Origin of the sequence: Streptomyces sp. Go-475 (assembly GCF_003330845.1) — a bacterium.
In the GTDB taxonomy this organism is placed as follows: domain Bacteria; phylum Actinomycetota; class Actinomycetes; order Streptomycetales; family Streptomycetaceae; genus Streptomyces.
The window spans coordinates 7,562,061-7,584,353 of sequence record NZ_CP026121.1; the positions used below are offsets into that span (position 1 = coordinate 7,562,061).

Genomic DNA, 22,293 nt, shown 5'->3' on the forward strand with positions numbered 1-22,293 from the left:
ATGCGCAGCGGACTCGTCCTGCACGCCGTCGACTCGCACACCGAGGGCATGCCGACCCGGGTGATCACCGGCGGCATCGGCACCATCCCCGGCGCCACCATGAACGAGCGGCGGCTGTGGTTCCGCGAACACCGCGACGACATCAAGCAGTTGCTGATGAACGAACCGCGCGGCCACGCCGCCATGAGCGGCGCGATCCTCCAGCCGCCCACCCGGCCCGACTGCGACTGGGGCGTCGTCTACATCGAGGTCTCCGGCTATCTGCCGATGTGCGGGCACGGCACCATCGGCGTGGCGACCGTGCTCGTCGAGACCGGCATGGTCGAGGTCGTCGAGCCGGTCACCACCATCCGGCTCGACACCCCGGCGGGACCGGTCGTCGCCGAGGTGGCCGTGGTGGACGGCGCCGCCCGGGCCGTCACCCTGCGGAACGTCCCCTCCTTCGCCGTCGGCCTCGACCGCAAGATCACCCTCCCCGACGGGCGGACGGTGACCTACGACCTGGCCTTCGGCGGCAACTTCTACGCCATCCTGCCGCTGGAGCGGTTCGGCCTGCCCTTCGACCGGTCCCGCAAGGACGAGATCCTCGCCGCGGGCCTGTCCCTCATGGCCGCCGTCAACGCCGAGGACCCGCCCGTCCACCCGGAGGACCCGTCCATCCGCGGCCTCCACCACGTGTACCTGGCCGCCCCCGGCTCGACCGCCCGCCACTCCCGGCACGCCATGGCGATCCACCCCGGCTGGTTCGACCGCTCGCCCTGCGGCACCGGCACCAGCGCCCGCATGGCACAGCTCCACGCGCGCGGCGATCTCCCCCTGCACACCGAGTTCGTGAACGAGTCCTTCATCGGCACCCGGTTCACCGGCAGACTGCTCGGCACGACCGAGGTGGCCGGCCGCCCGGCCGTGCTGCCCAGCTTCACCGGACGCGCCTGGATCACCGGCACCGCCCAGTACCTGCTGGACCCGGAGGACCCGTTCCCGGCGGGATTCGTCCTGTGAGCCGGACACCAGTCAGCCAGAGAGGAACCCCGACCGCCATGGCCCCGCGGCACACCCCCGCCCTGCCCGTGCTGGGCAGCAGGAAACCCAGCCACCGGGAGCGGGTCGCGGACGCGCTGCGGGCCGCCCTGATCGCCGGTGAACTGCGCCCCGGCGAGATCTACTCGGCGCCCGGCCTCGCCGCCCGCTTCGGCGTCTCCGCCACGCCCGTGCGCGAGGCCATGCTCGACCTCGCCAAGGAGGGCCTGGTCGACACCGTGCCCAACAAGGGCTTCCGGGTCACCGCCGTCTCCGAGAAGCAGCTCGACGAGTACACGCACATCCGGGCGCTGATCGAGATCCCCACCACGGCCGGCCTCGCGGTCACCGCCGACCCGGAGGCCCTGGAGGCGCTCCGCCCGGTCGCCCGGGAGATCGTCACCTCCGCCGCGGCCGGTGACCTGATCGCCTACGTCGAGGCCGACCTGCGCTTCCACCTCGGCCTGCTCGCCCTCGCGGGCAACGACCACCTCGTCGACGTCGTCCGCGACCTCAGACGCCGCTCCCGGCTCTACGGGCTGACCGCGCTGGTGGAACAGGGGCGGCTGGAGGCGTCCGCCGAGGAGCACCTGGAGATCCTGGACGCCCTGCTCGCCCGGGACGAGGAGGCCGTACGCGCGGTGATGACCCGGCACCTGGGGCATGTCCGGGGCCTGTGGGCCGCACCCTGAACAGCCGGACGCACGCGTTTCAACGGCCGAGCTTCGCCGCCTGGATCTGCTCGTACACCCGGGTCCGCAACTCGGCGAAGCGCGGGGACACGCGGGTGCGCACCTGATCCCGCTCGGCCGGCAGATCGACCTTCAGCTGCTCCTGGACGACGGTGGGCGAGGCGGACAGCACGATCACCCGCTCGCCCAGGTACACCGCCTCGTCGATGTCATGCGTGACGAACAGGATCGTGATGCCGCGCTCCCGCCACAGCCGCCGCACCAGGTCCTCCAGATCGGCCCGGGTCTGCGCGTCCACCGCCGCGAACGGCTCGTCCATCAGCAGCACCTCGGGCTCGTACGCCAGGGCCCGGGCGATGGCGACCCGCTGCTGCATCCCGCCCGACAGCTGCCACGGATACGCCCCGGAGGCGTCCGCGAGCCCCACCGACTCCAGCGCGTCCGCCACCAGCGCGCGACGCCGTTCCCTGCTCAGCTTCTTCTGCTTCAGGGGCAGTTCGACGTTCTGCCCGACCCGCATCCACGGGAAGAGGCTGCGGCCGTACTCCTGGAAGACGAACGCCGTCCCGGGCGGCGGCCCGTCGACCCTGCGGCCCGCGAGCCGCACCTCACCGGACGTGGGGGCGAGCAGGCCGCCGACGCACTTCAGCAGCGTCGTCTTGCCGCAGCCCGACGGGCCCACGAGACAGACCAGTTCGCCCGCCTCCACGGTGAAGGTCAGGTCGCGCACCGCCTCGGTCCGCCGACCGGAACCCTCGTAGACCTTCCGCAGGCCGTGTACGTCGAGCATGGACCGCCCTTTCGCGAGGTTCACGGGGACCGCCGGCCGGCCTCGCGCAGGCCGTGGTACCAGCCGAGCACCCGCCGCTCGACCAGCCGGAACAGGACCGAGAGGAGAAAGCCGAGCAGGCCGAGCAGCAGGATCCCGGTCCACATGTCGGGGATCGCGAAACCGCGCTGGAACTGCACGATGGTGAAGCCGAGGCCGTTGCTCGCCGCGAACATCTCGCTGATCACCATGAGGATGATCCCGATCGACAGCGCCTGGCGCAGACCCGCGAAGATCTGCGGGCTCGCCGAGCGCAGCACCACCTCCCGCAGCCGGGCCGGGCCCGTGATGCCGTAGCAGCGAGCCGTCTCGGCCATGACCGGGTCGACCGCGCGGACGCCCTCGACCGTGTTCAGCAGGATCGGCCACACGCAGCCGCTCGCGATCACCACGATCTTCATCGTGTCGCCGATCCCCGCGAACAGCATGATCACCGGCACCAGCACCGGCGGCGGCACCGCCCGCAGGAACTCCAGCACCGGCTCGCACACCGCCCGCACCCGCCGGTAGGAGCCGACGACCGTGCCGAGCGCGACCCCCGCGACGGCCGCCGTGGCGTAGCCCGCCGCCAGCCGCAGCACACTGGGCCCCACGTCCGCGCGCAGCCGCTCGGCCGTCCAGACGTCCGGGAAGGTGCCGAGGATCGTGCGCAGCGGCGGCCAGTAGACGTTCGTGCTGCCGGCCGAGGCCACCCACCAGACGGCCACCAGCACCGCGGGCAGAGCGACCGCGAACGCCAGCCGCAGCAGCACCGGCCTCACACCGCCACCTCCCCGCGCACCGACTGGTGCCAGGCCAGCGCCCGCCGCTCCACCGACCGGGCCCCGACGTTGATCAGCAGCCCGAGCGCCCCGGTCACCACGATCAGCGCGTACATCTCCGGCACCGCCTGCGAGGTCTGCGCGACCGCGATCCGGGCGCCCAGCCCCGGTGCCCCGATGACCAGTTCGGCGGTGACGGCGAGGATCAGCGCCACGGCCGCCGCCAGCCGCACCCCGGTCATGACGTACGGCAGCGCCGTCGGCCACAGCACGTGCCGCACCCGCGCCCAGGGGCCCAGGCCGTACGAGCGTGCCGTCTCCTCCGCCACCGGGTCGACGTCCCGGACGCCGTACAGGACCTGGATCAGCACCTGCCAGAACGCGGCGTACACGACCAGCAGCAGCACCGAGCGCAGCTCCGTGCCGTACAGCAGCACCGCCAGGGGGATCAGCGCGACCGACGGAATGGGCCGCAGGAACTCGATCGTCGAGGCGGTCGCCTCGCGCAGATACGGCACCACCGAGATCACCACGCCCATGAGCACCCCGGCGCCCACCGCGATCGCCAGCCCCAGGGCCCAGCCGGTGAGGGTGTCGCCGAGCGCCGACCAGAAGGCGGGGTCGGCCAGTTCCCGGCCGAGCGCGTCCGCGACCCGGCCGGCCGGCGGGAAGTAGGCGTCGTCGACCAGGCCGAGCCGCGGCACGGCCTCGCACAGCACGAGGAACGCCGCGAGCCCGGCCGCGCCGAGTGCCGCGTCGGCGCCCTTCACGGCAGCAGCTTGTCCAGGTCCGGGGTCCGCTCGAACAGCCCGTCCCGCTCGCCCAGTTCGGCCAGCCGCTCGATGGAGGCGCGGTCCGGCTGGGCGGGCCAGCGGGGCAGGGTCAGCTTCTCCAGCAGGGTGCCGGGGATCTTCGTGTACGTGGTGAGGATCTGCCGGACCTCCTCCGGGTGGCCGTCGGCGTACTTCAGGGACTCCGCGGTGGCCTCCTGGAACTTCTTCACGAGGTCCGGGTTCTTGGCGGCGTACTGCTGGGAGGTGAAGTACATGGCCACGGTGAGGTCCGGTGACACGTCGTGGAAGTTCGAGGCGATCTCCCTGCCGCCCGCGGCCTTGACGGTGGCGAGCGCGGGCTCCGGGGTGCAGGCCGCGTCGACCTGACCGCCGTCCAGCGCGGCGGGCATCTGGTCGAAGGGCATCTCGACGAACTCGACCTTCGCGGGGTCACCCCCGGCCTTGCGGACCGACTCCCGGACCGAGGTGTCACAGATGTTGTTGAGGGTGTTCACCGCTGTCTTCCGGCCCTCCAACTGCTTGGCGGAGGTGAGGGGAGAGCCCTTCTTCACGGTGACGGCCGCGAAGTCGGCGCCGTCCTTGCCGGTGGACGCGACCCCGTTGGCCACGGCCTTCACGGGCATGTTCCTGGACTGGGCGACCAGCAGCGACGTCGTGTTGCTGAAGCCGAACTGGAACTGGCCGGAGACGACTCCGGGCACGATGGCGGCACCGCCCTGGGCCGGGGTCAGCTCCAGCTCGATGCCGCGTTTCGCGTAGAAGCCCCGCTTCTGGCCCAGGTAGACGGGTGCGACGTCCAGGATGGGCACGATGCCCACCTTGACCTTGGTTCCGCCGGACTCGCCCGCCCGGTCCGCCCCGTCGGGGTCGGACGAGCCGCAGGCGGTGACGGCGGCCAGGACGGACAAGGCCGTGAGGCCGACGAGCAGACGACGCATGGCTCCCCCGTGGGACCGGTCCAGGTGCTCCGACAGGCTGTGCGCAGGCAGTACGGATGTGCTCAGCGGGAACCTAGAGCCCGTTCCGAGCCATGGTCAATACCACGACCATGACGGGTGGTTGACCGCCGCCTCCCGTCAGAGGTCCAGCACGAGCCGCTTCCCGCGGCAGCGGGACACACAGATGAGCATGGTCTCGCCCGCCGCGCGCTCCTCGTCGGTGAGCACCGAGTCCCGGTGGTCGGGTTCGCCGTCGAGGACGTCGGTCTCGCAGGTGCCGCAGGTGCCCTCGGTGCAGGAGTACAGCACCTCGACGCCCGCGGCGCGCACGGCGTCCAGCACGGACACGTCCGGTGTGACGGTGAGGGTCCGGCCGCTGCGCGCCAGCTCCACCTCGAACTCGGTGGCGCCGCCGGTCTCCTGCTCCTTCGGCCGGAACCGCTCGACGCGCAGCACCCCGGACGGGCACCGGGCCTCGACCGCGTCCAGCAGCGGCCCGGGGCCGCAGCAGTAGACGAGGGTGTCCTCGGGCACGTCGTCCAGCACCGAGGGCAGGTCCAGCAGCCCCGTCTCGTCCTCGGGCGCGATCGTCACCCGGTCCCCGTAGCGCGCCAGTTCCTCGCCGAACGCCATCGACGCGCGGGTGCGTCCGCCGTACAGCAGCGTCCACTCGGCGCCCGCGGCCTCGGCCGCCGCCAGCATGGGCAGGATCGGGGTGATGCCGATGCCGCCCGCGACGAAGCGGTAGCGGGGGGCGGGCTCCAGGCGGAAGTTGTTGCGGGGCCCGCGCACGCGGATCTCGTCGCCCTCGGCCACCCGCTCGTGCACATGGGCCGAGCCGCCCCGCCTGTCCGGCTCGCGCAGCACCGCGATCCGCCAGGCCGTCCGGTCCGCAGGGTCGCCGCAGAGCGAGTACTGCCGCTCCAGGCCGGGGCCGAGCAGGACGTCGACGTGGGCGCCCGGCTCCCAGGCCGGGAGCGGCTCGCCCAGCGGGTGGCGCAGGGTGAGGGCCAGCACCCCGTCGGCCGCCGGCTCCCGGCGGCCGACGACGAGTTCGGCTTCGTACACGCTCATGAACTGTTTCCTCGCGGCTCGTCGGTCGCATGTCCCTGGGGGTGGGCGAGCATCCACTCCCACATCTCGACCGGGTCCTGCGCGGTGTGCTCCCGGCCGCAGTGGCACGTGCCGTGCAGGATGTCGGTGCCGGGCAGCCAGTCGATGCGGTAGATCTCGCCCGTGGGACTCGTCACTGGACCTTCTCCACGGGCTTCTCGCCCTGCTCCACCAGCCGGGCGAGGATGCGGCGCGCGGCCAGGCCGCCGGTGTCGATGTTGATGCTCAGCTCCTGGTAGCCGGTGCGCTCGGTGCCGAGCGTCTTCTGCATCAGGTTGAGGGCGGTGACGTCCTGCATCACGACCGTGTGGTTGTTGCCGCGCAGGAACTCGGTGACCTCGGCGTCGTCCGTCGCCCAGTCCCGGGAGACGGCCCAGAAGTCGTACACCTTGCCGTCGCCGGACGGCGTGATGCAGTACGTGATCTCCGTGTGGAAGCCGTTCGGATCGCTGCCGTCCGGCTCGGGGAGCACGCCGACCGGGGCGATGCGGCTGTGCAGCAGGTACAGGCAGGGCGCGTGGTACTCGATGTCCTGCCAGCGGGTGATCCGGCCCTCGATGCCGGTCGACTTGGCGTAGAAGGGCGGGCACTCTGCGTCGTCCATGTGCCGGCTGACCCGGACGATGCCGGCGCCCTCGTCGACCTCCGTGGTGATGGGTGTCTCGGCGACCTCGGGGGTGCCGATGTACCCGCCGTGCAGATACGTCTCGTGGGAGAGGTCGAGGAGGTTGTCGACGAGCAGGCCGTAGTCGCAGTCGATGGGCTCCATGCCGCGCACGGTCACCCAGCCGGGGGAGTCGAGGTGCCTGGCCCGCGGGATGACCTGCGCGTCGGCGAGTGCCGGGTCGCCGATCCACACCCAGATCAGCGAGTCCTGCTCGACGACGGGGTAGGAGGCGACCCGGGCCGTGCGCGGCACCCGTTTCTGCCCCGGCACGTACACGCACGTGCCGGTCGTGTCGTACGTGAAGCCGTGGTACCCGCACACGATCCGGTCCCCGTCGAGGCGGGTCGGGGCCTCGGACAGCGGGTAGCGGCGGTGCACGCACCGGTCGTGCAGGACGACCGGAGTGCCGTCCTCCTCGGTCCGGTACAGCACCAGCGTCTCACCGAGGATCGTCCGTCCGAGCAACTCCCGCCCGACCTCGTGGCTGTAGGCGGCGACGTACCACTGGTTCCTGGCGAAGGCGGTCATGTGAGGCATGGGGTTCCCGTCCCTGTCGGCGGGGCGCCCTCGCCCCGCGTGCCGTGGTTGGAATCAGGGTCGTGAGGCCCGCGTCGACTCGGCAAGACGGCTTCTGCCAGGCGGAAGAACTTCTGTGAAGAGGCTGTTCAGAGCCTGGTTCGGTACCTCTAGTCGCCAGAGTGGAGTGCCGCGTGGTGCGGCCGTTCGGTTCGCGCACGGGGAGCCGAAGGCAGCGACGGCGAGTGCGACCAGCATCACTGCGGGTCAACTACGGTGGTGTGAGGTCGCGTGCTGGTTCGCCTTGCGGAGGGGGGTGGCGCGGCGAGCAGTCGGACCGATGAGCCGCTGAGGGCCGCCGAGCACCTGGACACACCGGCATCCGACGGCACCCACGTGCCGCACGAGCCGTTCCTCCGTACGCTGCGCGGCCTGCGCGTCGGCTTCGTGACGGTCGACGACGACTGGCGGGTCACCTTCAGGGCCGACTCCGCACGGCCGTCCGCACGCTCGCCGACCTGGAGCTGGATTCGGCCGAACTCCTCGGCCACCTCAACGAACTCGCCGGCGACCTCGGCCATGACCACTACGCCACCTGCGCGTACGCCGTCTACGACCCGGTCACCGGCACCTGCTCCTTCTGCCTGGCAGGTCATCCGCCGCCACTCGTGGTGCATCCCGACGGCACGGTGCGCAGTCCAGAACTGACCGTCGACCCTCCCCTCGGCGCCGCCGAACCGCCCTTCGACGTCCACGAGGTGCGCCTGCCCGAAGAGAGCCTGCTGGTGTTCTGCACGGACGGTCTCGTCGAGTCCGCCACCCGGGACACGGAGGAAGGCCTCGCCCAGGTGCGCCGGACCCTGGCCGAAGAGGTGAGCCGCACCCCGTACTTCGACGTCGACCCGCCGGACGACGGAGGCGGGGTTGGGAGGGAGCGGGGGACTGGGGGTTCAGAAGGAGTAGGGCCCGAACCGGCCCCACATGATGACCGCGGCGACGATGAGCAGGATCGCGTTGAACCCGATGGCCTGCGGCTCCTTGCGGCGGGCGTGGAGGCCCATGGCCAGGACCATGATCACAGCCAAGCCGGTGGCGGCCAGCGGGGTGAGCACGGTGGCGATGTCGAAAGCACCCGGCAGTATCAGCCCGAGGCCGCCGGCGAGTTCGGCGACGCCGATCAGACGCACCACGGGTGTCGAGACGTCACTGACCCACGGCAGCTGGGACATGAGCTTTTCGCGGGGCTGGGTGGACTTGGTGACGCCGGCGGCCACGAACAGCGCGGCGAGGACGCCCTGCAGGATCCACAGGAACACGTTCATCGGAGCGGAGACCTTCTTCTTCGGATGCGCCGCGGCGGGGAACACCGCGGCGCATGAGGATGGAGCGGATCAGGATGCGACGGGGGAGAACTGGGAGGCGTTAGCCGGTGAAGACGCGCTCGGCTTCGTCGCGTCGGGTGTGCAGGTCCCAGTAGAGAGGGGCGATGTCCTCGGCCTCGGCGGTCGGGATTTCGGGAGGGCCGCCCGCGCCGATCCACACGCCGATGGCGACGTGCGCGGCCTGGATACCGGTGCCGGCCAGCTCCTTGTGCAGGTTGAGCACCCAGTTGCGCAGCGCCGCCTGGGCGGGGTTGACGTTGCCGAGCATCGGGATGGGGTCGACCGAGCCGGCGCCGTTGGTGAAGAGCAGGGTGCCCGTGCCGGCCTCACGCATCGCGGGCAGGACGGCCTGGGTGGCGGTGATGGCGCTGTGGAGCAGGAAGTCGATCCATCCCTGTACATCGGAGGGGCTGGTCTGGGACGGGGAGGTGAGGTTCATGGAGCTCATGGAGCCGTTGCCCGGAGAGGGGGAGTGCTCCAGGACGTCGATGCCGCCGAAGCGGGTGGCGGCGTCCTTGAGGGCCTGGGTCAGCGCGTCGTGGTCGAGCACGTCCGCCGGGAACGCGGCGGCGGTGATGCCCTCGGCGGTGAGCCGGGCGACGAGGTCGTCGAGCTTGGCGCGGTTGCGGGCGATGAGGGCGACGTCGTAGCCGCGCGAGCCGAAGGTGCGGGCGATGGCGAGGCCCATTCCGGGGCCGGCGCCGACGATGGCGATGCTGGGCATGGTGAAGTCCTTTCGTGGGGGAAGCGTCTGGGGTACGGAGTGGGTCAGGCGACGGTGGTGGCGATCTTGCCGAGGGCGCGGCGCCGAACGCGGCGAATGCCTCGGGGGCACGCTCGAGGTCGAACTCTGAGTTCACCGGCACCTTGAGGGCGCCGGACGCGACGTGCCCGGCGAGGGTGGACAGGGGGTCGGCGGTCGGGTTGGACTGGATCATGGCGGTCTGCAGCTTGCGGTCTCCGAGGCCTCGGGGACGGTGAGGGCGGAGGCGACGGCGCCGCCGTCGCGGGTGAGCGCGGTGAGCTCGGCCAGGTCGCCGGCGAGGTGCAGCACCGCGTCCACGCCGTCCGGGGCGATCGCCCGGACCTGAGCGGTCACGTCCTGGGTGTAGTCGATGACGGTCACCTCGGCGTCGGTCAGCGCCGAGACGAAGCCGCTCTCGGAACCCGACATGGCCGTGGCGATCACCCTCGCGCCCCGGGCCGCGGCCAGCCGTACGGCGATGGCACCCACGCCGCCGGTGGCACCGGAGATCAGCACCGTCCTGCCCTCCAGCGGGCCGAGCAGGGCGACACCGCCGAAGGCGGCGGTGCCCGCCAGCCCGAGCGCGCCGGCGTCACGCACCAAGACCCCGTCGGGCCGGTGGGCGATGCCGATGGCAGCGGGAACGGCGACGTACTGCGCCCTCGACACCCTCACCGACTGCCTCGACGGTGCCGGCGGAGTCCTTGCCCGGATCAGCGGGAAGCGGTGCTCCATCATGCCGTGCAGGTATCCGGCCACCGTGCCCAGGCCGAACCCGTTCACCGAGGACGCGGCCACCTTCACAAAGCACCTCACCGGCCTCCGGGCGGGGCACCTCCACCTCGGTCACCTCGGGGCTGCCGGGGATCTGCGCCAATGTCGCACGCAACTGATCATCAACTCCTTGGCGCTCGTCCGATTCGGAAAGGGGTATCCGATTCGACTTCCGGAAAGGCCTGTCCGGTTCCGTGCCGTCTACAGTAGCACTGAAACTGGATAGGGCATTCCGATTCGGTAGACTTCGTGTCATGAACCTTGGCGCCCAATCCAGCGATGACCCTGCCGCACAGCCGCTCCGCAGCGACGCCGAGCGCAACCGCGCACGGATACTCGCCGCCGCGCGCACGGTCTTCAGGCGTGACGGCCTGCATGCCTCCATGGCTTCCGTGGCCCGCGAGGCGGGGGTGGGCATCGCCACTCTGTTCCGCCGGTTCCCGACAAAGGAAGACCTGGTAGCCGCGGTCTTCGCCGACCGTATGGACGCCTACGTCGACGCGGTCGGCGTCGCCCTCGACGACCCCGATCCCTGGCGCGGTCTCGCGGGGTTCATCGAAACCGCCTGCGCGATGCAGGCCGCCGATTACGGCTTCGCCGACGTGCTGACCATGTCCTTCCCCACAGCCAAGGCTCTGGAGGAGCGCCGAGACCAGGCGTACGAGGGCGTCGTCCAGCTCATCGGCCGCGCCAAGGCCGCAGGACGCCTGCGTGAGGACTTCAGCCCCGAGGACCTGGTGCTGGTGCACATGGCCACTGTCGGCGTCGTCAACGCCACCGGCGACGCTGCTCCCGACGCCTGGAAACGCGTCGTCGCCCTGATGCTCCAGTCCTTCGAGGCCCCCGCCCGCGGCCCCCTGCCGGACCCGCCCGAGCCCCGCGCCCTCTACCAAGCCATGCTCCGTGCCGGTCGGGCGTGCTCCGCCTCGCCGGAACCCGGGAGGAAGGACTGAAACGTCACGTGCGGCCGGATGCGCATCAGTGGCTCGGTCCGGTGGCCGGCACCGTCGGTCCGAGGCGCCCAGGCCGACAGCTGAGGCATCTGTGGGGCTTCCTGGGCATCCGCATGCGCAGGACCGGTGCCGTCGCCGATTACCTCGTCGCGAGACCGGAGCAGATGGCGGCCGCGCCCACCACCATCGATTTCGTCTCGGCGGCAGCGCTGCCGGCCGTCGGCTTCACCGCTGTGCAGGTCCTGCGGGACGGGCTGCGCTTGCACAGCGGCCAGCGGCTCCTGGTGGTCGATGCCAGCGGTGGAGTCGGCAGCACCGCGTCCAACTCGGCAAGGCCATGGTCGCGAGCGTCACGGCCGTCGCCAGTGCCCGCAATGCCGACTTCTGCCGTGAGCTCGGAGCCGACCAGGTCCTCGACTACGACTCGATCAAGCCCGGCGCTCTGACAGGGGAGTTCGACGCGCTCGTGGACTGCCACCGAGGCTCCGCGCCCACCGCGTGGTCGCACCCAGATCTGGCACGGTCAGTCAAGGTGGCTGACATCCGATGTATTGCGAAGCTCTCGCTGTCCTCTGCTGCTTTGGACGCAGTCGACAGGCAGGCGGTTCGTTTCTCATCGCGCCAGAGTCGTCTGCGAGTTGCCGGTGCTGGGTGGCGCCCTGGCCTTCACCCCTGGGTGCAGCAGCAGGTGGGTGAGCTGGTCGACGGTGCCGCCGACGCGGGCCACATGGCAGGCGATGGCCGCGGTGATCCGGTGCCTGTGCTCAGCCGCCCCCTGCCGGTCCGCACGCAAGGCCACCGTCCGGCCGCCGGGGGCGAGCCTGCTGTAACTGCCGGTGGCGTAGCGGCCGGTGAGGTCGCCGAGCAGAATGAGGTCGGTCGCGGCCGACGGCAGTCGGGCGTATTCCAAAACGCCGCGGAATCGATGGAGTTCCGTTGAGAGAGGGCGTGATGGGTGCTGTTTGGGTGGGCGCCATCGGCCAGGTCCCGCGCAGCATGGGCCCCACCAGTGCGCCCCTGTGGGTCCTGCCCGGCCTGGTCGAGGCCGACCTCGGCCACGTCTTCTCCCTGGCCTGAGCAGGGCAGTTCGAGGGACACGCCCCTGCCCGACCGACCGCCGCCGCGTACCGCTCACGGCGTACGGAAGCCGCGGAAGGTCACCCGCTTCCTGCTCTCGAAGCCGAGCCGTTCGTAGAGGGCGATCGCGGCGGTGTTCGTCTCCGCCACATGCAGGAACGGCCGTTCGCCCCGGGACAGCACGCGTGTGGCGAGCGCGTTCACCAGGCGGGCGGCGTGGCCTTGCCCGCGTGCCTCGGGGGCCGTGCAGACGGCGCTGATCTCGGTCCAGCCCGGCGGCCGGAGCCGTTCGCCCGCCATGGCCACCAGCCGTCCGCCGGCGCGGACGCCGAGGTAGGTGCCGAGTTCGTGGGTGCGCGGCCAGAACGGCCCGGGCTGGGTCCGCGCGGTGAGGTCGAGCATCTCGGGCACATCGGCCGCGCCGAGTTCGACCACGCCGGTGTCGGTTTCGGCCCGGGGCAGACCGGGCCGGCCGCCGCAGGGCCAGACCATCTGCCGGCCCTCCATGACGAACACCGGCTCCCAATCGCGCGGCGGGGTCGCCCGGGAGCTGAACAGGTCGGCGAGACCGCCGCGGCCGAGCAGTTCGGCGAGGTCGGCCCAGTCCGCCGCATCCGCGGCGGAGGACACCGCCGAGAAGGTCGCGACCTCCGGTACGTATGCGGCGGCGCGGCCGAGCCGGCGGGCGAGAGCCGCGTGGTGACCGCGCAGTGACTCGCCCACCGGGTCGTCGAGTACGGCGGTGTCCCCGCTCCTCATCCCTGCTGTGCCTTTCTCGGACCGTCCCCCGGATGATTTCGGGGTACACCCTACCCTCGCCCCGGAAACGGCCGGTCGACCCGGTCGACCCTTCAGGCGGTTTCCGAATCAAAAAGTGAAATCGAAACGGAATTCCGCACGTTGCCGACCGGTGCTTTTTGCCCTCGCTTTTACCGGCGACACTTCTTCGCCCCGGTGTGTTGATTTACCGTGGATACATGGATAAGACAGCAGAGTTCTACGTAGTGAAACGCGGTGACACGCTCGGTAAGATCGCCGCGATGTTCCGTGTGACACTGGACCAGATCCTCGAATGGAACCCGCAGATCACGGATCCGGACGTCATCTTCCCCAAGCAGCGGATCCGGGTCGCCCCGCCGCACTCGCACCATGACGACGAGTACGAGCCGTTTCCGGGTACCGACTTCTTCCAGTCGTCCGTGAGCAGCCCGGTCATCGAGGCCATGGGCTACCGCCTCATCGAGGAGGACTGCTCGGCGTACGCCGAGGGTCCCGACTCCCAGTGGAGCGAGGCGGACCGGAAGTCGTACGCGAAATGGCAGCGCAAGCTCGGGTTCTCGGGCCGCGACGCTGACGGCACGCCGGGTCCGAAGTCCTGGGAGAGGCTGCACGTGCCCGCCGTCTACGAGTGATCGGCACCGCTCCCGGACGCCCCGCGCGTACGGCGTGGCGTGCCCGGGCCAAGACCCGGATCGACTATCTCGAAGCGCAGTTGGAACACGTGAGCGTCGGGCCCTGCCCGGAAGGCCGCATGACCCTCGTCGAGGGAATGCGGAACCATCTGGAAAGGGCCCGGCACGCCGCGGACGAGAATTTCGGCTGGCAGCGCGCGTGGTCGGGGTCGGCCGCCCGCGAGGGCGTCTGGTCGAATGTGCGCAGCGCCGAGGTGCTGCTCCTTCAACTGGTGTCCGACGAGGAGGTCTCCGGCCGCGCCAGCGAGGTCATGGCGCTGGTCAAGGACCATCTGGACATCGACGACCCACGGCGGGTCCGCTTCGCCCGGCGGCTGCGTGCCATCACCTCCGGCCAGGCGACGCGCAGTGACCGTGACCTCATGGTCCGGGCCCTCGACGCCGCCTACAACGCGCTGGACGACGAACTCGCCCGGGTGCGCAGCCTGCGCAACATCCTGTGGACCGCGACGTTCCTCGTCCTGCTCGGCGTGGCGGGCCTCGCCGTCTACGGCTGGTTCTACCCGCAGTCGTTGAGCATGTGCTTCGCGCCCAAGGTCAGCCCCGGCGACACGAGCGGGATCGACGTCGTCTGCCCCACGGCGGAGCATCACAACGTGCCGACGGGCACCCCCGCCAGCGACCTGGCCCAGCCGAGGGACATCCTCACCGTGGAGATCGCCGGACTGGCCGGCGCCGCCCTCACCGTCATCGCCTCCCTGCGCCGCATCCGGGGCACCGACTCCCCGTACATGCTGCCGCTGGCGTCGGCGGTGCTGAAGTTCCCCACCGGCGCCCTGTCGGCCTTCCTCGGCCTGCTGCTGATCAGGGGCGCCTTCGTCCCCGGCCTCAGCGACCTCGACAGCAGGGCGCAGGTCCTCGGCTGGGCCGCGGCCTTCGGCGCCGCACAGCACCTGGTGACCCGGCTGGTCGACGACCGGGCCCAGATGACGCTGTCGGAGGTGGGCAGGACCACCGAGGCGGTGACCGACGCCGAGCGCGCCGCCGTGAAGGAGAGCGGCGCGGCGGGCGAGCCCGTGACCCGCGCGGCGCCGACCGCCTTCCCGGACGGCACGGGCGAGGACGAGGAGCCGCACGAGGCAGCCACGGACGGCAGGGACGGCGAGCCGGGCACCGACGGGCTGCCGCCCCCTCACCGCCGCAGCGACGCGTGAGCCGTCTCCGGCAACCGCAGGTACACCACCGACGACACCAGGCAGATCACCGCGACGTACCAGGGGAACAGCCCCGCGTGCCCCTGCTCCTTGAACAGCGTGCCGACGTAGGGGGCCGTACCGCCGAAGAGGGCCACCGTCAGGGAGTACGGGAAGCCGATGCCGGCCGCGCGGACCCGGGGCGGGAAGATCTCCGCGTTCACGGCCGCGCTGATCGAGGTGAAGCCGGTCAGCAGCACCATGCCGGCGCACTGCACGAGCAGCAGTACGGCGAAGGAGTCGCGCAGGGTGTGCAGCAGCGGCACGGCGAGCAGCGCGAAGCCCAGGCCGAAGAAGAGCAGCAGGGGGCGGCGGCCGAAGCGGTCCGAGAGCAGCCCGCCGAGCGGCTGCAGCAGGGCGAAGAAGGCCAGTGAGATGGTGCCCGCGAGCAGCGCGTCCGACTTCTCGACGCCCGCGTTGAGTTCGGCGTACGTCGGCAGGTACGACGTCCACGTGTAGTAGGCGATGGTGCCGCCCGCCGTGATGCCGCCGATGAGGAGCGACTCGCGCGGATGCCGGCGCAGCGCCTCGAACAGCCCGGGGCGCGGCGCCCGCTGCTGCTCGGCGCTGCGGGTCTCCTGCGCGCCCTGCCGGATCCAGAAGCCGACCAGGCTCAGCACGGCCCCGAGCACGAACGGCACCCGCCAGCCCCAGCCGTTCATCTGCCCGTCGCTCAGCGTGTCCACGAGCAGCGTGGCGATGCCCGAGGCGACCAGCTGCCCCACGGTCGTCGACACGTACTGGAAGCTGGAGAACAGCCCGCGCCGACCGGGCCCCGCCGACTCGACCAGGAAGGTCGTCGAGGCCGCGAACTCGCCGCCCACGGACAGGCCCTGCAGCAGCCGCGCGAGGACGAGGATCACCGGCGCCAGCACGCCCACCGACGCGTACGTCGGCGTCAGCCCGACCAGCAGGCTGCTGCCGCCCATCAGCAGGATGGTGACCGTCAGCGCGGCCCGCCGCCCGTGCCGGTCCGCGACCGCGCCCATCAGCAGCCCGCCGACCGGCCGCATGAAGAAGCCCACCGCGAAGACCGCGAACGTGGACAGCAGCGGCACCAGCGAGTTGTCCGCGCTCTTCGGGAAGACCTGGGCGGCGATGTACGTGGCCAGAAACGTGTAGGCGTACCAGTCGTACCACTCCACCGCGTTGCCCACGGAGGCGGCGAGGAGCTGGCGGACGGGCCGTTCGGTGGGCGGGGAAGCCGTCTTCGTCTCTGTCACGTCCATGACCCTCCCCTGGCGGCGCCACGGCACACCTCACGTACCGGCGACTTTCACACGAGTGTCACCAGCCCCTTCCTTGACGTTTGGTGTCCCTGAAACACTCCTTCCGCGCAGATTCCGTCACGTTCCGGCCATCCCGCACCTCAGGATGAGAGGTCTGTCCTTCATGTCCGAAGTCAACCGGCGCCGCTTTCTCCAACTCGCGGGTGCCACCACGGCGTTCAGCGCGCTGTCCGCCAGCATCCAGCGCGCCGCCGCGCTCCCGGCCAACCACCGCACCGGGTCGATCGAGGACGTCGAGCACATCGTCGTCCTCATGCAGGAGAACCGTTCCTTCGACCACTACTTCGGCACCCTGAGAGGCGTCCGCGGCTTCGGCGACCCCCGCCCGGTCACCCTCGACAACGGCAAACCGGTCTGGCACCAGGAGAAGGACGGCAAGGAGATCCTGCCGTTCCACCCGGACGCCGACGACCTCGGCATGCAGTTCCTGGAGGGCCTGCCGCATTCCTGGCCCGACGGCCAGCAGGCCTACAACGGCGGCAAGTACGACAAGTGGGTGCCCGCCAAGGGCACCACGACCATGGCGTACCTGACCCGCGAGGACATCCCCTTCCACTACGCCCTCGCCGACGCCTTCACCGTCTGCGACGCCTACCACTGCTCGTTCATCGGCTCCACCGACCCGAACCGCTACTACATGTGGTCCGGGTACACGGGCAACGACGGCACCGGCGGCGGCCCCGTCCTGGACAACGCCGAACTCGGCTACGGCTGGACCACCTACCCCGAGCGCCTGGAGCAGGCCGGCATCTCCTGGAAGATCTACCAGGACATCGGCGACGGCCTCGACGCCAAGGGCTCCTGGGGCTGGATCGAGGACGCCTACCGCGGCAACTACGGCGACAACTCGCTGCTCTACTTCGACAAGTACCGCAACGCCCAGCCCGGCGACCCGTGGTACGACAAGGCCCGCACGGGCACGAACGCCAAGGCCGGGGACGGCTACTTCGACCTGCTGCGCGCCGACGTCAAGGCCGGCAAGCTGCCCCAGATCTCCTGGATCGCCGCCCCCGAGGCCTTCTCCGAGCACTCCAACTGGCCCTCGAACTACGGCGCCTGGTACATCGCCCAGGTCCTGGACGCCCTCACCTCCAACCCGGAGGTCTGGTCGAAGACGGCCCTGTTCATCACGTACGACGAGAACGACGGCTTCTTCGACCACGTGGTGCCGCCGCTGCCGCCGAAGGACGCCTCCCGCGGCCGGTCCACCGTCGACGTCTCCCTCGACCTCTTCCCGGGCGACGGCAAGAAGACGGCCGGGCCGTACGGCCTCGGCCCCAGGGTGCCGATGCTGGTCGTCTCGCCGTGGAGCAAGGGCGGCTACGTCTGCTCCGAGACCCTGGACCACACCTCGATCCTGCGGTTCATGGAACGCCGCTTCGGCGTGCGCGAGACGAACATCTCGCCGTGGCGCCGGGCGATCTGCGGTGACCTGACGGCCGCGTTCGACTTCTCCCGCAAGGACGCCCGCCCGGCCCCGCTGCCCGGCACTGACGCGTACGAGCCGCAGGACCGCGAACGCCACCCCGACTACAAGCCGACCCCGCCCGCCGACCCGCGCATGCCCCGGCAGGAACCCGGCCTGCGCCGCTCCCGGCCGCTGAAGTACGCCCCGCTCGTGGACGCCGCCGTCGACGCGGCGGCCGGGAAGCTCACCCTCACCTTCGCCTCCGGACCGAAGGCGGGCGGCGCCTTCCACGTCACCTCCGGCAACCGCGCCGACGGCCCCTGGACGTACACCACCGAGGCCGGCAAGACGATCCAGGACACCTGGAACTCGGCGTACTCCCAGGGGTCCTACGACCTGACCGTGCACGGCCCGAACGGCTTCGTGCGCGTCTTCAAGGGCTCGAACGGGACGGCCGGCTGCGAGGTCACCGCACGCCACGCCGGGGACGACCTCGAGCTGACCTTCACCAACAAGGGCTCCGGCACGGTACGGCTGAAGCTCGTCAACGGCTACGGCGGCAGGCCCTCGACCGTCACCGTCCGTCCGGGCGCGAAGGTGTGCCGGACCGTGGAACTCGCCGCCAGCCGCCGCTGGTACGACCTGACCGTCACCGCCGAGGGCGACGCGTCCTTCCTGCGGCGGTTCGCGGGGCACGTCGAGAACGGCAAGCCGGGTGTGAGCGACCCGGCGATCATCACCGCGTAGCCGTGGTGAGGTGCCCCGGATCGTGCGGCCGGGGCACCAGCGCCGGTTCGGCCGTCGCCGAGCCGGGCTCCAGGGCCAGGACGGCGGCCACCGGATGGTCGTCGTCCGCGGCCTCCTCCCGGGGTGCCGCCCTGCTGAGCAGGACCACGCCCCAGGACGCCAGCCCCGCCCCGGCGAGCGCGAGCAGCACGCCCGCCGGGCCGCCCTGGAGGCGCTCGCCCAGCAGCGACAGGCCGATCACCGCGGCGGCCAGCGGGTTGGCCAGGGTCACCATCGCCAGCGGGCCGCCCAGGCCGCCCTGGTACGCCGTCTGCGACAGCAGCAGCCCGCCGGCCGCGAAGGCCGCCACGAGCAGCGCCACCCCGACCACCTGGACGCTCAGCAGCGGACCGGTCCGGTCCGTCGCGGCCACCGTCACGGTCTGCGTGAGCGCCGAGGCGACCCCGGAGGCGACCCCGGACGCGGTCGCGTGCCGCAGCCCGGGGCGGGCGCCCCGCCGGGACAGCATCCCGATGAGGGCCGCGGTGGCGCCCGCGACCGCCACGGCCTCCGGCACGCTCAGCACGTCCTCGGGGGCCGGACCGGACGCCGTGACCAGGATCGCGGCCAGGCCGAGCAGCGTCAGCGCGGTGCCCTGCCACTCGACCGCGCGCACCCGCCGCCCCGCCATCCGCGCCCCCAGGGGCACCGCCGCGACCAGGGTGAGCGCGCCGAGCGGCTGGACCACGGTCAGCGGGCCGTACCGCAGCGCCACCACGTGCAGCAGCGCGGCCGCCGCGTTCAGCCCGACCGACCACCACCAGGCGCCGCTGCCCAGCAGCCGCAGCGCGCCCGAGCCGGGGGAGCGGGCGGCGAGCCGCTCCTGGGCGACCGCGGCCGTCGCGTAGGCGACGGCGGAGACGAGGGACAGGGCGACGGCGACGAGGACGGCGTTCACCGGCCCGCCCCCACGAGTGCCTGCTCGTCCCGCCGCGCCGGCACGAGCGTGTCCTGCGCGCGGCCGGCCGTGGTCGCCGTGCGGTGCGGCGGCTGGAGCACGGCGAGGGCGAGGCCGAGCAGGGCCGTCGCCACGATCGCGTCCAGCCAGTAGTGGTTCGCGGTGCCGACGATCACCAGCAGGGTCAGCAGCGGATGCAGCAGCCACAGCCACCGCAGGCGCGAGCGGGTCGCCACGATCAGGCCGATCGCCACCATCAGCGCCCAGCCGAAGTGCAGCGACGGCATCGCCGCGAACTGGTTCGACAGCGTGTCGGTCGCGGGATCGCCGTACACCGACGGCCCGTACAGCCGCGCGGTGTCCACCAGGCCGGTCGCGGCCAGCATGCGCGGCGGGGCCAGCGGGAACAGCAGATGCCCCACCAGGGCGGCGGCGGTGACCGCGGCCAGCACCCGGCGGGCCCAGACGTAGTGAGCCGGGCGGCGCAGGTACAGCCAGACCAGGAAGGCGACGGTGACCGGGAAGTGGACGGTCGCGTAGTAGGTGTTCGCGAGGTGCGCGAGGCCGTCGCCGTGCAGCAGCAGGGACTGCACCGCCCCCTCGCCGGGCAGATGGACCGCTCGCTCGACATCCCACACGCGGTGCGCGTTGCGGAAGGCCTCGCCCGTGTGGCCCGTGGCCAGCTGCCGGCCGAACTTGTAGACGAGGAAGAGCCCTGCGACGAGCAGGAGCTCCCGGACGAGCGGCGGTCGCGCTATCGCGTCGGACCCCGCCGGCGCAGGCTCGGTGCGGGCATTCATCCCCCGGCCCCTTCGGTGACGGTGGTGCTGTTATCGGTACGAGTGCGTACCGATACGGCAGTGTACCGATACGGCGGCGTACCGGTACACTGGCGTATCGATAGACGTACGACACACCGCCGGCCGGGAATTTTCCGGCCGCCCGACGACAGCCAGGAGCACCGCCGATGACGTCGCAGGCTGCGGACCGGCCCGAGCAGGTCGGTTCCTCGCGCCGCTCCAAGATCACGCCGGAGCGTGAGCAGGAGTTCTTCGACGCCGTGCTGGAGCAGCTCCGCGAGTGCGGCTACGACTCCCTGACCATGGAGGGGATCGCCGCCAGCACCCGGTGCAGCAAGTCCACGCTCTACCGTCAGTGGAAGACCAAGCCCCAGTTCGTGGCGGCGGCGCTGCGCTCGCACCGGCGGACGCGCTGCGTCGACACCGGCTCGCTCGCCGACGACCTGCGCGCGGCGGCCCGGGCGATGGGCGACCTGTCGGGCCGGGACACCCGACTCCTCCAGGCGCTCGCCCACGCCGCCACGCAGGACCCGGAGTTGCAGCGCGCGCTGCGCGAGGCCGTGCTCGAGCCGGAGATCGCCGCGCTGCGGGAGATCATCCGGCGCGGGGTCGAACGGGGTGAGGTGCCGGCGGATCATCCGGCGCTGGAGTACATCCCGGCGCAGCTGCTCGGCGTGCTGCGCCTGCGCCCCTTGCTGGACGGTGAATCGGCCGACCCGGACTACCTGGTGCGTTTTGTGGAGGCCGCCGTCCTGCCCGCGCTGGGCCTGACCTGAGACCCGGGCCGCCGTCCGCCGGATGACCGGACGGTGACCCGACCGCGCCGACCCGTGGGGACGGGGGCGGCGCGCACCCGCCGGCCGGGTGGGGTTCCCCTGTGAGCGGCGGGGGCGCCCCACCCGGCCGACCGTGCCGGGGGAGCGCCCTCAGCGGATCAGACGGATCAGACGTCCTGGCCGGTGCCACCGCCCGTCGACACCTTGATGCCCTTGGTGATCTCGTCCAGGACGGCTTCCTTCTGGTCGGCGTCGACGCCGAAGCGCACCACGACCATCTGCTTCCCGTTCGCCGGGGAGGGGAACGCGAGCGACTCCACGATGCCGTCGGCGCCCTTGCGGGTGACGGCCTTCCAGCGGACCAGGTAGCCCTTCTGCCCGGCGACGGTCACCGCCTCGGAGGCCAGCACGTCGTGGGAGGTGATCCCGCCGTAGGACTTGCCGCCGTAGGACTCCTCGGCGTTCGCCGCGATGTCCGCCTTCGCGATCTCCTCGGCGGTGTCGCCCTTCGTGCCGAGGGCGAACGCCGGGGCGGAGTACGCGCCGCCCTTGGTGCACGTCGAGGAGGTGTCGCCGGGGCACTTGTAGGAGTCGTCGGACGTCACCTGCGCGCCGACGTTGAGTTCCTGGCCGTACCAGCCCTTCGGGACCGGCAGGCTGATCCCACTGACGGCGTCGGTCACGGACCCGCTCCTGACCTTCGGAGGCTCGGACTGCCGAGGCTGCCCGGGCTCCGGACTCCCACCCCCCGACCCCCCGGAGTCGCCAGGCCCCCCGGAACCGCCAGAACCCCCGGACTCGCCGGACCCCCCGGATCCACCCGAGCCCCCGGTTCCGCCCGGCCCGCCGAAGGGCCCGCCCTGGCCGCCCGGGCCCTGGGAGGTGGCCGTACCGCCGCCCGAGCCGCCGTTGTCGGTCAGCGCGTACACGCCGACACCGATGCTGGCGAGCACGACGACAGCCACCCCCACGGCTATCCCGGTCCGCAACCCCCGCCCCTTGCCGGCCGGCGGCGCGGCGGGGTAGGGGGGATACCCGGCTCCCGGATACCCGGGCCCGGGCGGGTACCCGGCGCCGGCCGCATTCCCGACGGCTGCCGGATATCCGGCCGCTGCCGGAGCCCCGACGCCTGCCGCTTGCCCGGCGGCTGCCGCGTGCCCGGGGTTCCCGGGATGCCCGGCGACTCCCGGCTGCCCGGCAGCGCCCGGATACCCCGGGGCTCCGGGGGTTCCAGGGGCGCCCGGTCCGGTCGGTTGCCCCGCGGCGCCTGGTGCCTGGGCGACTTCCGGCTGGCCGGCAGCGCCCGGATACCCGGGGGCTTCGGGGGTGCCCGGTCCGGTCGGTTGCCCCGCGGCGTCTGGTGCCTGGGCGGCTTCCGGCTGGCCGGCAGCGCCCGGATACCCGGGGGCT

General features: G+C 71.9%; 23 protein-coding genes and 4 pseudogenes. 10 read left to right on the top strand and 17 right to left on the bottom strand.

Features of this window, described 5'->3' with window-relative positions:
• Both C1703_RS34310 and C1703_RS34315 read left to right on the top strand, forming a co-directional pair.
• A complete protein-coding gene (locus C1703_RS34310) occupies positions 1-1,002 on the top strand; it encodes a proline racemase family protein (RefSeq protein ID WP_114256484.1) in 1,002 nt (333 codons plus the stop codon).
• A gap of 38 nt (positions 1,003-1,040) precedes the next feature.
• Complete coding sequence (locus C1703_RS34315; protein ID WP_114256485.1) at positions 1,041-1,712, top strand: GntR family transcriptional regulator; 672 nt, start codon at positions 1,041-1,043, stop codon at positions 1,710-1,712.
• Between the two features lie 19 nt (positions 1,713-1,731).
• Here the strand turns inward: C1703_RS34315 and C1703_RS34320 are convergent, their stop codons facing one another.
• The 7 genes from C1703_RS34320 to C1703_RS34350 all read right to left on the bottom strand — a co-directional run bounded on the left by C1703_RS34320 (position 1,732) and on the right by C1703_RS34350 (position 7,351).
• Positions 1,732-2,502, bottom strand: coding sequence for an ABC transporter ATP-binding protein (locus C1703_RS34320; RefSeq protein WP_114256486.1), 771 nt, complete (start codon positions 2,500-2,502; stop codon positions 1,732-1,734).
• Between the two features lie 20 nt (positions 2,503-2,522).
• On the bottom strand, positions 2,523-3,302 hold the full coding sequence (locus C1703_RS34325; RefSeq protein ID WP_114256487.1) for an ABC transporter permease subunit: 780 nt from the start codon (positions 3,300-3,302) through the stop codon (positions 2,523-2,525).
• The gene (locus C1703_RS34330; RefSeq protein ID WP_114256488.1) at positions 3,299-4,072 is read right to left on the bottom strand and encodes an ABC transporter permease; all 774 of its coding nucleotides are present in this window, start codon (positions 4,070-4,072) and stop codon (positions 3,299-3,301) included. The genes C1703_RS34325 and C1703_RS34330 overlap by 4 nt, the downstream gene beginning before the upstream one ends.
• Positions 4,069-5,034 (bottom strand): ABC transporter substrate-binding protein, encoded by a 966-nt coding sequence (locus tag C1703_RS34335; protein WP_114256489.1) that lies wholly within the window; start codon positions 5,032-5,034, stop codon positions 4,069-4,071. The genes C1703_RS34330 and C1703_RS34335 overlap by 4 nt, the downstream gene beginning before the upstream one ends.
• 138 nt (positions 5,035-5,172) lie before the next feature.
• Positions 5,173-6,108 carry a PDR/VanB family oxidoreductase gene (locus tag C1703_RS34340; RefSeq protein ID WP_114256490.1) on the bottom strand — a complete coding sequence of 312 codons (936 nt, stop codon included), beginning with the start codon at positions 6,106-6,108 and terminating at the stop codon, positions 5,173-5,175.
• Positions 6,105-6,284: a hypothetical protein gene (locus C1703_RS34345; RefSeq protein WP_114256491.1), complete on the bottom strand. Its 180-nt coding sequence runs from the start codon at positions 6,282-6,284 to the stop codon at positions 6,105-6,107. Before C1703_RS34345 ends, C1703_RS34340 begins: the two co-directional genes overlap by 4 nt.
• Positions 6,281-7,351, bottom strand: coding sequence for an aromatic ring-hydroxylating dioxygenase subunit alpha (locus C1703_RS34350; RefSeq protein ID WP_198678345.1), 1,071 nt, complete (start codon positions 7,349-7,351; stop codon positions 6,281-6,283). The genes C1703_RS34345 and C1703_RS34350 overlap by 4 nt, the downstream gene beginning before the upstream one ends.
• A gap of 443 nt (positions 7,352-7,794) precedes the next feature.
• Between C1703_RS34350 and C1703_RS34355 the strand changes: the two are divergent.
• Positions 7,795-8,184, top strand: a pseudogene (locus C1703_RS34355) (PP2C family protein-serine/threonine phosphatase); the annotation flags it as partial.
• 96 nt (positions 8,185-8,280) lie between these two features.
• Here the strand turns inward: C1703_RS34355 and C1703_RS34360 are convergent.
• The 3 genes from C1703_RS34360 to C1703_RS34370 all read right to left on the bottom strand — a co-directional run bounded on the left by C1703_RS34360 (position 8,281) and on the right by C1703_RS34370 (position 10,255).
• Positions 8,281-8,652, bottom strand: a complete 372-nt coding sequence (locus C1703_RS34360) for a DoxX family protein (RefSeq protein WP_114257734.1) — start codon at positions 8,650-8,652, stop codon at positions 8,281-8,283.
• A 100-nt stretch (positions 8,653-8,752) separates the two neighbouring features.
• Positions 8,753-9,436, bottom strand: a complete 684-nt coding sequence (locus tag C1703_RS34365) for an SDR family oxidoreductase (protein ID WP_114256493.1) — start codon at positions 9,434-9,436, stop codon at positions 8,753-8,755.
• A gap of 210 nt (positions 9,437-9,646) precedes the next feature.
• The gene (locus tag C1703_RS34370) at positions 9,647-10,255 is read right to left on the bottom strand and encodes a zinc-binding dehydrogenase (protein WP_198678346.1); all 609 of its coding nucleotides are present in this window, start codon (positions 10,253-10,255) and stop codon (positions 9,647-9,649) included.
• Positions 10,256-10,485: 230 nt separating this feature from the next.
• Between C1703_RS34370 and C1703_RS34375 the strand changes: the two genes are divergently transcribed.
• Positions 10,486-11,184 carry a TetR/AcrR family transcriptional regulator gene (locus tag C1703_RS34375; protein WP_114256494.1) on the top strand — a complete coding sequence of 233 codons (699 nt, stop codon included), beginning with the start codon at positions 10,486-10,488 and terminating at the stop codon, positions 11,182-11,184.
• Positions 11,185-11,323: 139 nt separating this feature from the next.
• Here the strand turns inward: C1703_RS34375 and C1703_RS34380 are convergent, their stop codons facing one another.
• Entirely contained in the window at positions 11,324-11,662 is a 339-nt protein-coding gene (locus tag C1703_RS34380) for a hypothetical protein (protein ID WP_114256495.1), read from the bottom strand.
• A 135-nt stretch (positions 11,663-11,797) separates the two neighbouring features.
• Positions 11,798-12,094, bottom strand: a complete 297-nt coding sequence (locus tag C1703_RS34385) for a hypothetical protein (RefSeq protein ID WP_114256496.1) — start codon at positions 12,092-12,094, stop codon at positions 11,798-11,800.
• 41 nt (positions 12,095-12,135) lie between these two features.
• On the opposite strand from C1703_RS34385, the gene C1703_RS40225 reads away from it, so the two are divergent.
• Positions 12,136-12,261, top strand: coding sequence for a hypothetical protein (locus C1703_RS40225; RefSeq protein ID WP_269803222.1), 126 nt, complete (start codon positions 12,136-12,138; stop codon positions 12,259-12,261).
• Between the two features lie 54 nt (positions 12,262-12,315).
• On the opposite strand, the gene C1703_RS34390 is transcribed toward C1703_RS40225, so the two are convergent.
• Positions 12,316-13,020, bottom strand: coding sequence for a GNAT family N-acetyltransferase (locus tag C1703_RS34390; protein WP_114256497.1), 705 nt, complete (start codon positions 13,018-13,020; stop codon positions 12,316-12,318).
• Positions 13,021-13,238: 218 nt separating this feature from the next.
• Here C1703_RS34390 and C1703_RS40230 point away from each other — a divergent pair.
• The 3 genes and pseudogenes from C1703_RS40230 to C1703_RS34400 all read left to right on the top strand — a co-directional run.
• Positions 13,239-13,379 (top strand): annotated as a pseudogene (locus C1703_RS40230) (LysM domain-containing protein); the annotation flags it as partial.
• A gap of 42 nt (positions 13,380-13,421) precedes the next feature.
• Positions 13,422-13,673, top strand: a pseudogene (locus C1703_RS39410) (peptidoglycan-binding protein); the annotation flags it as partial.
• Between the two features lie 119 nt (positions 13,674-13,792).
• Positions 13,793-14,887, top strand: coding sequence for a hypothetical protein (locus C1703_RS34400; RefSeq protein ID WP_232840680.1), 1,095 nt, complete (start codon positions 13,793-13,795; stop codon positions 14,885-14,887).
• On the opposite strand, the gene C1703_RS34405 is transcribed toward C1703_RS34400, so the two are convergent.
• Entirely contained in the window at positions 14,866-16,155 is a 1,290-nt protein-coding gene (locus C1703_RS34405) for an MFS transporter (protein WP_114256498.1), read from the bottom strand. The genes C1703_RS34400 and C1703_RS34405 overlap by 22 nt on opposite strands.
• Positions 16,156-16,318: 163 nt before the next feature.
• Between C1703_RS34405 and C1703_RS34410 the strand changes: the two genes are divergently transcribed.
• Positions 16,319-18,370, top strand: a complete 2,052-nt coding sequence (locus C1703_RS34410) for a phospholipase C, phosphocholine-specific (protein WP_114256499.1) — start codon at positions 16,319-16,321, stop codon at positions 18,368-18,370.
• Here the strand turns inward: C1703_RS34410 and C1703_RS34415 are convergent.
• The gene (locus C1703_RS34415) at positions 18,360-19,307 is read right to left on the bottom strand and encodes a hypothetical protein (RefSeq protein ID WP_114256500.1); all 948 of its coding nucleotides are present in this window, start codon (positions 19,305-19,307) and stop codon (positions 18,360-18,362) included. The genes C1703_RS34410 and C1703_RS34415 overlap by 11 nt on opposite strands.
• On the bottom strand, positions 19,304-20,107 hold the full coding sequence (locus C1703_RS34420) for a phosphatase PAP2 family protein (RefSeq protein ID WP_114256501.1): 804 nt from the start codon (positions 20,105-20,107) through the stop codon (positions 19,304-19,306). Before C1703_RS34420 ends, C1703_RS34415 begins: the two co-directional genes overlap by 4 nt.
• A 167-nt stretch (positions 20,108-20,274) precedes the next feature.
• Between C1703_RS34420 and C1703_RS34425 the strand changes: the two genes are divergently transcribed.
• Positions 20,275-20,883, top strand: a complete 609-nt coding sequence (locus C1703_RS34425; protein ID WP_114256502.1) for a TetR/AcrR family transcriptional regulator — start codon at positions 20,275-20,277, stop codon at positions 20,881-20,883.
• 167 nt (positions 20,884-21,050) lie between these two features.
• Here C1703_RS34425 and C1703_RS34430 read toward each other — a convergent pair.
• Positions 21,051-21,917, bottom strand: a pseudogene (locus C1703_RS34430) (hypothetical protein); the annotation flags it as partial.
• Between the last annotated feature and the right edge of the window lie 376 nt (positions 21,918-22,293).

Coding starts and splice junctions, on each gene's coding strand:
- C1703_RS34315 (WP_114256485.1), top strand. CDS start 1,041: ATGGCCCCGCGGCACACCCCCGCCCTGCCCGTGCTGGGCAGCAGGAAA.
- C1703_RS34420 (WP_114256501.1), bottom strand. CDS start 20,107: ATGAATGCCCGCACCGAGCCTGCGCCGGCGGGGTCCGACGCGATAGCG.
- C1703_RS34340 (WP_114256490.1), bottom strand. CDS start 6,108: ATGAGCGTGTACGAAGCCGAACTCGTCGTCGGCCGCCGGGAGCCGGCG.
- C1703_RS40225 (WP_269803222.1), top strand. CDS start 12,136: ATGGGTGCTGTTTGGGTGGGCGCCATCGGCCAGGTCCCGCGCAGCATG.
- C1703_RS34350 (WP_198678345.1), bottom strand. CDS start 7,351: ATGCCTCACATGACCGCCTTCGCCAGGAACCAGTGGTACGTCGCCGCC.
- C1703_RS34400 (WP_232840680.1), top strand. CDS start 13,793: ATGACCCTCGTCGAGGGAATGCGGAACCATCTGGAAAGGGCCCGGCAC.
- C1703_RS34335 (WP_114256489.1), bottom strand. CDS start 5,034: ATGCGTCGTCTGCTCGTCGGCCTCACGGCCTTGTCCGTCCTGGCCGCC.
- C1703_RS34365 (WP_114256493.1), bottom strand. CDS start 9,436: ATGCCCAGCATCGCCATCGTCGGCGCCGGCCCCGGAATGGGCCTCGCC.
- C1703_RS34410 (WP_114256499.1), top strand. CDS start 16,319: ATGTCCGAAGTCAACCGGCGCCGCTTTCTCCAACTCGCGGGTGCCACC.
- C1703_RS34375 (WP_114256494.1), top strand. CDS start 10,486: ATGAACCTTGGCGCCCAATCCAGCGATGACCCTGCCGCACAGCCGCTC.
- C1703_RS34320 (WP_114256486.1), bottom strand. CDS start 2,502: ATGCTCGACGTACACGGCCTGCGGAAGGTCTACGAGGGTTCCGGTCGG.
- C1703_RS34360 (WP_114257734.1), bottom strand. CDS start 8,652: ATGAACGTGTTCCTGTGGATCCTGCAGGGCGTCCTCGCCGCGCTGTTC.
- C1703_RS34405 (WP_114256498.1), bottom strand. CDS start 16,155: ATGGACGTGACAGAGACGAAGACGGCTTCCCCGCCCACCGAACGGCCC.
- C1703_RS34425 (WP_114256502.1), top strand. CDS start 20,275: ATGACGTCGCAGGCTGCGGACCGGCCCGAGCAGGTCGGTTCCTCGCGC.
- C1703_RS34310 (WP_114256484.1), top strand. CDS start 1: ATGCGCAGCGGACTCGTCCTGCACGCCGTCGACTCGCACACCGAGGGC.
- C1703_RS34390 (WP_114256497.1), bottom strand. CDS start 13,020: ATGAGGAGCGGGGACACCGCCGTACTCGACGACCCGGTGGGCGAGTCA.